The 6,606-nt window shown below is 56.0% G+C and carries 11 protein-coding genes and 1 rRNA gene; 7 read left to right on the top strand and 5 right to left on the bottom strand.

The window, feature by feature from the left end; all coding sequences use genetic code 11:
• Nucleotides 1-922 precede the first annotated feature (922 nt).
• Nucleotides 923-1,237 (top strand): hypothetical protein, encoded by a 315-nt coding sequence (locus tag H7A81_RS24600; RefSeq protein ID WP_182059011.1) that lies wholly within the window; start codon nucleotides 923-925, stop codon nucleotides 1,235-1,237.
• On the opposite strand, the gene H7A81_RS24595 is transcribed toward H7A81_RS24600, so the two are convergent.
• Nucleotides 1,227-1,466 (bottom strand): biofilm development regulator YmgB/AriR family protein, encoded by a 240-nt coding sequence (locus H7A81_RS24595; RefSeq protein ID WP_072034446.1) that lies wholly within the window; start codon nucleotides 1,464-1,466, stop codon nucleotides 1,227-1,229. The genes H7A81_RS24600 and H7A81_RS24595 overlap by 11 nt on opposite strands.
• Nucleotides 1,467-1,627: 161 nt before the next feature.
• Here H7A81_RS24595 and H7A81_RS24590 point away from each other — a divergent pair, with 161 nt between their 5' ends.
• From H7A81_RS24590 to H7A81_RS24565, 6 genes are all read left to right on the top strand, one after another.
• Nucleotides 1,628-2,275 carry a hypothetical protein gene (locus H7A81_RS24590; RefSeq protein ID WP_182059010.1) on the top strand — a complete coding sequence of 216 codons (648 nt, stop codon included), beginning with the start codon at nucleotides 1,628-1,630 and terminating at the stop codon, nucleotides 2,273-2,275.
• A gap of 265 nt (nucleotides 2,276-2,540) precedes the next feature.
• The gene (locus H7A81_RS24585) at nucleotides 2,541-2,723 is read left to right on the top strand and encodes a general stress protein (RefSeq protein ID WP_039337529.1); all 183 of its coding nucleotides are present in this window, start codon (nucleotides 2,541-2,543) and stop codon (nucleotides 2,721-2,723) included.
• 475 nt (nucleotides 2,724-3,198) lie between these two features.
• On the top strand, nucleotides 3,199-3,465 hold the full coding sequence (locus H7A81_RS24580) for a hypothetical protein (protein WP_255479035.1): 267 nt from the start codon (nucleotides 3,199-3,201) through the stop codon (nucleotides 3,463-3,465).
• 280 nt (nucleotides 3,466-3,745) lie between these two features.
• Nucleotides 3,746-3,988: a regulatory protein YcgZ gene (gene ycgZ / locus H7A81_RS24575; RefSeq protein WP_039337534.1), complete on the top strand. Its 243-nt coding sequence runs from the start codon at nucleotides 3,746-3,748 to the stop codon at nucleotides 3,986-3,988.
• Between the two features lie 103 nt (nucleotides 3,989-4,091).
• A complete protein-coding gene (locus H7A81_RS24570; protein ID WP_182059009.1) occupies nucleotides 4,092-4,364 on the top strand; it encodes a hypothetical protein in 273 nt (90 codons plus the stop codon).
• Nucleotides 4,365-4,496: 132 nt separating this feature from the next.
• A complete protein-coding gene (locus tag H7A81_RS24565) occupies nucleotides 4,497-4,763 on the top strand; it encodes a biofilm/acid-resistance regulator YmgB/AriR (RefSeq protein WP_058973869.1) in 267 nt (88 codons plus the stop codon).
• Nucleotides 4,764-4,981: 218 nt separating this feature from the next.
• On the opposite strand, the gene H7A81_RS24560 is transcribed toward H7A81_RS24565, so the two are convergent.
• From H7A81_RS24560 to H7A81_RS24540, 4 genes are all read right to left on the bottom strand, one after another.
• Complete coding sequence (locus H7A81_RS24560; RefSeq protein WP_182059008.1) at nucleotides 4,982-5,179, bottom strand: hypothetical protein; 198 nt, start codon at nucleotides 5,177-5,179, stop codon at nucleotides 4,982-4,984.
• A gap of 81 nt (nucleotides 5,180-5,260) precedes the next feature.
• Nucleotides 5,261-5,521: a hypothetical protein gene (locus H7A81_RS24555; protein WP_039337088.1), complete on the bottom strand. Its 261-nt coding sequence runs from the start codon at nucleotides 5,519-5,521 to the stop codon at nucleotides 5,261-5,263.
• A 139-nt stretch (nucleotides 5,522-5,660) separates the two neighbouring features.
• A complete protein-coding gene (locus tag H7A81_RS24550; RefSeq protein ID WP_182059007.1) occupies nucleotides 5,661-5,966 on the bottom strand; it encodes a hypothetical protein in 306 nt (101 codons plus the stop codon).
• 477 nt (nucleotides 5,967-6,443) lie between these two features.
• Nucleotides 6,444-6,606: ribosomal RNA gene (locus H7A81_RS24540) — 16S ribosomal RNA — on the bottom strand; the annotation flags it as partial.

Raw genomic sequence — 6,606 nt, 5'->3', positions numbered from 1 at the left:
GAAATTACGTTATAACATAACAATACACATTTAAACACAGATCGCCCGCGGGGATAAACGGTTTGCGCGGGTGTTTATGACAAATTGACACTGCATGCTCGGGCATGACTGGGTTATGCTGAAACTGTTTCTGTTCAGTCAGTGTTCGCATGTGGTTTCTCCCTGTAAACAAGCCAATATTAACAGAACCACTCGGTTCATTAAAGGCGTGCATTTTTAGTTTCAGTATCCAGATTGCTGACTTCGAACAGCTGCCTTGAAGTTAATTGAATGCAGACTTAGCAACGTCTCCTTCTGGCACAGGCTGTGTGAAAACTCTGACCTAAAACTGAAGTGCGTGCATCTACGCAAAATCTGGAATTAATTGACAGGTTAGCTGAGCCAAATTTTACGTATGAGCGCTGCTTTCAACCCTGTTTTACGCAGATTAAGCGACCAAAACAGTTTTCACACAGCCTGGGCACATAGCTTCCGGTCACGCAATGCCATGAGTACCACCTCAGCATCAGTGGCAATTTTTTTATTGGCGATGGTCAGGTAAAACGCAAACGGATAGCCAGGTGAATGCAAATACCCAGACGTCAGAGTAAAGCAGCCGCACAGTTTAAACGGCCATTCCTGCCCGGTTCATATGATCCGAAAATTTCATGAATCTGTTCAGAAAAACGGGCCAAAAATGGTTCTGACTGGACATCTGCAGTAGTAACCATGGCCTGTCTGGCTATTTTTTTAGAAGTCAGAAAATAAAATCCAACGGGCTGCTATGCTCTGAACACGGTGAATCCCTCTGTGCGACGGGGCCAGGCTACACAGGTACAGCAGGAACAAAAGCGCGATTCAGGTGGTAGCCTTTCTGAATCACCGGGAGGCACCCGGCACCGTAACTTTTACTGAAGAATGAAGATGCGCTACGGAGGTGGCCATGCTCTGGATGGAACAGGGTCTGTATCTCAGAGTGGAAGAGCTGCCCGGCGGGCCGCGGCCGCTGCCGCTGCTGAGCGGGTTCAGCCTCACGACGGCCTACCGGGCGCTGGGATGCTTTAACCCTTCGGAAACGTCTGACGCTTATTTCATTCTTTCCAACGACCGCGACGAGGTCTGGTTTATCTGTAACCGCCACCTGCGGACCGTGTGTGTACGCCGGGACAGCACGGCATTCCTGTTGCCGCTCTCTTCCCACGACGAACGTTTCGTAACCGGTGAACTCCCGGTGTTACCCCTCAGGCTCAGCGATTAAACAGCATTCTGAGAAGAACCTTCAGATGTTCCTCCTCGGCCTCATCGTCGGTACCGTCGAGGCGCCTTATCAGTTTCAGGCACAAGGCGGTGCGCGTCAGCCGCCGCTCCTGACGCAGGATTTCAACGGTGATGCGGCCCAGCAGCTCAATCTGGCAGGGGTGGGTGACCTGGCTGAAGTAGCCGGTCAGTCCGGGGTCTTTTTCCGGCGGTAGTCCGTCCTGTCGCATGGAGTCTCTGTGCATGATTAATGAGGTCGGGCGCAAAATAACCGATGCACAGGCACGTGTACAGCAGTAATCCTGCGGTGCTCTACCTTTTAAACAGCACCACCCGTTATTGTAGACAATTCAGCGACATAAATTAACGCTCCGGTTATCAGGGAGGTTCAGTGAACAGAAAAGTAACGGCGGACGACAGCATGCCCATTACCCTGCCCGACACCAGCTTCAGTCAGGTGCTGAATCCGGAAGACACCAACCGGGCCGATACCCGCGCCTTTCTTGCCCGCGACGTGGAGCCTTTTACGCTGTTCGGGTTTGTTACGCCGTTCGGCTACGTCCTCTGGCAGAACAGAGCAGAGCGACATTTCAGGCTAATCACGCAGGAGCCCGGGCCGGAGACCGTGTATGCGGTGAGGCTGGAAGAAACTGAAGACTTCACCTCGCCGGAGCGCGCCTGCATACAGGTCATGGTGTTGCGCACCCGCCAGCCGCAGCATGAGGGGGCGGTGCACGGCCTGGCGCGCCGGTTCTTCTGCCATTTTCTGCATCGCTGGTCGATTATTATTACCGACAGCGCGCAGACGAACGCGGCAAAGGTGATGTGGGAGGGGATGGTGGCCTGGGCGCTGCGCGACCCGGAGCACTACGTGTACGTATGGGACGGCACGGGCGAGTCGGGCTGCCTGCACCCGGTGCGCAGCTGGCTGGCATTTTGCGGCCACTGGACCGCCTTCTGCTGGGGCGCGGAGCCTGAAAGCCACCTGCGGCGACGGGTTGTCATCAGCACGCACCCCCTGAACGCTGCGCAGAAGTAATACGAATGCGGCACGGCGCGCCTGCAGAACAACTCTCCATCCGGAGGGATGTCACGCGCCGTTCCGCTCACACAGCCTGGCGCATATCGCTGAAGTCGCAAGCGCGAGGGTCCAGCGGGCCCGCATTTCAGATTCAGCCACCCTGCAATACGTGTCCGCCGTCATACCCCTGAAAAAAAGTATTCTGAAATCAGGCAGCCCTGTACAGACGTGCCACACTATAACCGTCTGATATACAGGACAACTCTTATCTGAGGAACACATCATGACAGCAGTAAGACGCGGTGGAGCCGGAAACTTCGCGGCCGACCCGGCACGCGCCTCTGAGGCGGGCAGCAAGGGCGGCGCCGCCAGCGGCGGCAACTTCAAAAACTGCCCCGATCGCGCGCGCGAGGCCGGCCGTAAAGGCGGCCTTATCAGCCGGCGGGGACCAAAACCTGAAGTTTAAATAAAACCACAAGGACGCGCGCCGGAAGTAAATTTTATCCCGGCGCGCTTAATTAGGAAATCTGTATTTCCTAATTTTCTCTGATGTTGAAGGAGAATAACTACCTGGATTTACCCCCTGATTTTTCTTATATGCGGCGCATATTAACGGTCAGTACCCTGCAGGCTTATAATCCATATTTTTCAGGCCCTGTTAAATCCTCTTCTGAGATTAATTACCGAAACACTTACATGCTCAGACTGCACCTCAGGATGAAAACGATTTCAGACCACACATAAGGTTTATTCAGGATTTTCCGACAGTTACCTCTGATAACCTGTCAGGCATCTGAATTCAGGATATTTTTTATTGCCGTGCGGCTGAGCGTAATTCTGACTGACGGGATAATGCGCGGAAAGTATTTATACGGAACCGGTTTTCAGTCCGTTAAGCGACTACACTGAAATACCGTAATAAGGCGGAGGGAGAGCAGAGCATGCCTGATAATGACCATGACCATGACCATGACCAGAACCAGATGATTATTGGCGAAGCGGCGGTTCATCTGGCGATGAATAATGCGGACATTACCGTTGGCTCGCTTATCCGCGAGCTGGCTGAGATGGCCGCCGCCGAGGAAAATCCTGCGCGCTGCGTGCAGATAAGAGGGGCGAAACGCTGGCTCCGCGGGTTTGAGTCATCGCCGGGCAACCGGGACGAGCTGAGATGGATCACCGCAGCGGGCCGTGGCTCAGCGCACTGAATACATCCCTCCGCCTGCCCGGCTGACGCCGGGCAGGCTTCTTTCCTGTGCCCCGGCACCTGGGCTGGCCATGCTGTTCTGACCGTTGTACACCCCCTTCGTTAACCCGCTCATCATTCGCGCGCTGATACTCACCTAAGTTACTGTTTAGTAACATCTAGCACTTTTTGCACAAAAAGATAAGCTGTACAGCAACACAATTGCTGTACAAGTTTGATTTGGTTGTATAACTTTACGGTCAGACAGAGCCGACTACATTTTAACCACCGAGAGGTTCACCATGCGTCAGAGCAATACGAGATTCCCGGATTCCGCCAGCGACATTGCGCACTACTTCAGCAAGGCATCGGCGCCGACCCAGCAGGAAACGCTGGGGCAGATTGTCGTTGAAATCCTGCGCGCGGGCAAGAACCTTAACCGTAAGGCCATCTGTACCAAGCTGTTACGCCGCCTCGAAGTGGCATCCAGCCTGGAAGAAGAGCGTCATTACCAGACGCTTATCGGTATGTTGTTCGAGCGTTAAGTTTCAGTTTCCATGTAAAAACGCCCCGCAGCATGCATACATGGGCCGTCCGGACTGGGCGACTGGCACTCTGTCTGGATGACAGGCACCATAAGGCGCGGGTATGCAAAGAAGTAAATCAGAAAGACTGGTCGATGTAGTTTTGGGGGATGCAGTCATAGCTATGCTTGACAGCGGCGATGACATTGGCGCTGTCAGGCTGATTGGCGTCCTAAAGTCCATGACAAAGACCGAGCAGAACGCTGAACGACTGGAAGCAATTATGATGGCCATTCATGAAGTCGAAGCTACTCTTCCACAAGTAAGCAGCAGCCGTGATGCAGCAATACTGGCTTTTAATGCTGAGCCCGCACCTGACAATGGTCGCAAGCACTGACCCTCAGCAAAGATTTCCGTTTCAGACGGAAAGTGGCAGGACGCCCGCAGGATGCGGCTACCGGAGGGTGGCCGTTTTTATTTCAGGCATTTGCCTGGCCACCTTTGCCCACAGGGCCTGACGGATAACATCATGCAGCTTAATGAACAGCACACCACTACCGAAGCCGATATCATCCAGCACTTCCGCAGCGGCGGCGACGCGCTGGCCGCCGAGACCGCCGTGCTGGACGCCGTCATCCGGGACATCGTTATTCACGGCAAAAAGGTCACCAGCAAAGCGATCATTCTTTATCTTATCGCCGAACTCGAGAGCACTTCAGACGTGGTCCAGCTTGACGTGCTGCGAAGCGCGCTGGAGATCGTGGTGGGCAAAACGCCGGACGACGAGGGCTTCTGAGGCTACTTCTGCTGCACAGCGTGCGCGGCGTCCAGCGCTGACGGGGAGTCGAATCCTCCTTTTGAGGCCCACACGGAGCAGCTGACGGCGGCGGCGAGGGTAACGGCAATCCAGACTTTCACAGGCATCTCCCGGTTTAAACGATTTCACACTTCTCAGTGTGGCACGTCACCGTCATTGCGCGCGGGGTGCACGTCAGAACGGGAGTAATCCGAAGGTCAGTGCATCTGCTGAGCCAGCAGCCTGACGGCGCGTTCGCAGCTTTCGCGCATTCCGGCCGCGCCCGCCGCTTCGCCCATGCCGTGCAGGGCGCTGGTAATTTCGTGAAGGGTAAGGTGCTGGTCCGGCTTCAGAAGGTGCGCCACGACCGTTCCGATAACGGCGTAGATATCTTCGGCGGTGGTGTCATCGTTCATATGACCTCCGTCCGTAAGGTGGATAAGTGTACAGTATATCAGAAAGACGCCCCCGGGGATACCGCTGCGCCCTGGGTGACCTCAGTGAAGCTTCTGCGCTGACAGACCGTCAGCGCCGGGCACCCCGGTCTTTTCACCGGCGCGAATCTGCATTTCCCGCCGGACCTCTTCAATAGCGCGCAGCCCCGCGCGAACGCGGTCTTCATCCGTTTCATGCTCAATGGCCGCGCGCAGGCGCTCCGTCAGCACGGCCCAGCTGATGGCGACGTCCTCGTCCAGCAGCGCCGTAACGGCCTCGCCAATCATGATGTCGGCCATTTTTTCTTCAAAGTCATTTTTCATGGGGTTATCCGGCAGCAGGTTTCGGGCGCAGAGCTTACCACAGGGCAGCGGGCCCGAACATGAACGGGAACTATATCCTGCAGAAAACTTTCCGATGCCGCGTCAGTACGCGGCACGGTCGCGCTGTCATGAAGGGAACTCACTCCTGCGCCGGCATTTTCTTTCGGCGGCCGCGCTGCTTTGCCGCGGGCGTGGCGGCTTCCGCCGCCGGAGAAGGCTTCTCCAGGCGGTACAGGCAGACGTCGCCGCGCCCCGCCAGGCTCGCCGGCCAGATCATGGCCGCGTTCCCGTCCTCCACATACAGCTCGCCCAGCGGCTGTACCACAGCCCAGGGCGCGCCCAGCGTGCGGCGCAGCTGCAGGATCTCCTGCGCCATCGCCACGGCCTCCGCGTCATGGCTGTCCGGATCGCCGGCGATGTGACTGAGCCTGTCTTCGCTGAGCATGGCTGCCTCTCCTGTGTGTTGTTGCCTGTTGCACTGATAGCCCACCGGCAGATTGCCGGATATCTCCCGCTGGCGCATGCTGCAGCTATCTCCGGTGCTGAAAACAAGGGGCTAACGAAACCTTTACGCTTAATATCCCGCTGACGGCTTGCAGAGTCCGCAACCCGTTCTACACTGGGCGGACCAGTGAAAGAGTACCGTTTTTAAAACAATAAAAGGAAAAAAAATGATTTTAAGTGAGTTTATGCTGAAGGTGAACCGCTGGCCTCAGATGCATTTTACAGCAATTGAAAGCGAGCAGCGCGACGCCGGCATCGAGATTTACGCCATCGACTGCACAAACCAGACCAAAAGCCGGCTGCTGATTTACCGTACGCCGGACGCGCAGCACGCGGCGGCGATGATGACGCATTTCCGCACCTGGCTTGAAAAGGCCAACCGCGGCAGAACCCTGCGGCAGGAAAAGGCCGACGTGCCGGCGGCCGTCATGGCCGCGCAGCATCAGTCTCAGCAGGCCGCCGCCTGTTAATCATCAGGGGGCCGCCTTCGCCACCGGTATTCCTCCAGATCTCTACGCATTTCACCGCTACACCTGGAATTCTACCCCCCTCTACAAGACTCTAGCCTGCCAGTTTCGAAT

It is taken from the genome of Pantoea sp. ME81 (assembly GCF_903970985.1).
GTDB classification, from domain to species: Bacteria; Pseudomonadota; Gammaproteobacteria; order Enterobacterales; family Enterobacteriaceae; genus Pantoea; species Pantoea communis.
This window is presented reverse-complemented; position numbering and strand designations above follow the sequence as displayed.

Coding starts and splice junctions, on each gene's coding strand:
- H7A81_RS24585 (WP_039337529.1), top strand. CDS start 2,541: ATGACAGCAGTAAGACGCGGTGGAGCCGGAAACTTCGCGGCCGACCCG.
- H7A81_RS24600 (WP_182059011.1), top strand. CDS start 923: ATGCTCTGGATGGAACAGGGTCTGTATCTCAGAGTGGAAGAGCTGCCC.
- H7A81_RS24555 (WP_039337088.1), bottom strand. CDS start 5,521: ATGAAAAATGACTTTGAAGAAAAAATGGCCGACATCATGATTGGCGAG.
- H7A81_RS24595 (WP_072034446.1), bottom strand. CDS start 1,466: ATGCGACAGGACGGACTACCGCCGGAAAAAGACCCCGGACTGACCGGC.
- H7A81_RS24565 (WP_058973869.1), top strand. CDS start 4,497: ATGCAGCTTAATGAACAGCACACCACTACCGAAGCCGATATCATCCAG.
- H7A81_RS24570 (WP_182059009.1), top strand. CDS start 4,092: ATGCAAAGAAGTAAATCAGAAAGACTGGTCGATGTAGTTTTGGGGGAT.
- H7A81_RS24580 (WP_255479035.1), top strand. CDS start 3,199: ATGCCTGATAATGACCATGACCATGACCATGACCAGAACCAGATGATT.
- H7A81_RS24550 (WP_182059007.1), bottom strand. CDS start 5,966: ATGCTCAGCGAAGACAGGCTCAGTCACATCGCCGGCGATCCGGACAGC.
- H7A81_RS24560 (WP_182059008.1), bottom strand. CDS start 5,179: ATGAACGATGACACCACCGCCGAAGATATCTACGCCGTTATCGGAACG.
- ycgZ (WP_039337534.1), top strand. CDS start 3,746: ATGCGTCAGAGCAATACGAGATTCCCGGATTCCGCCAGCGACATTGCG.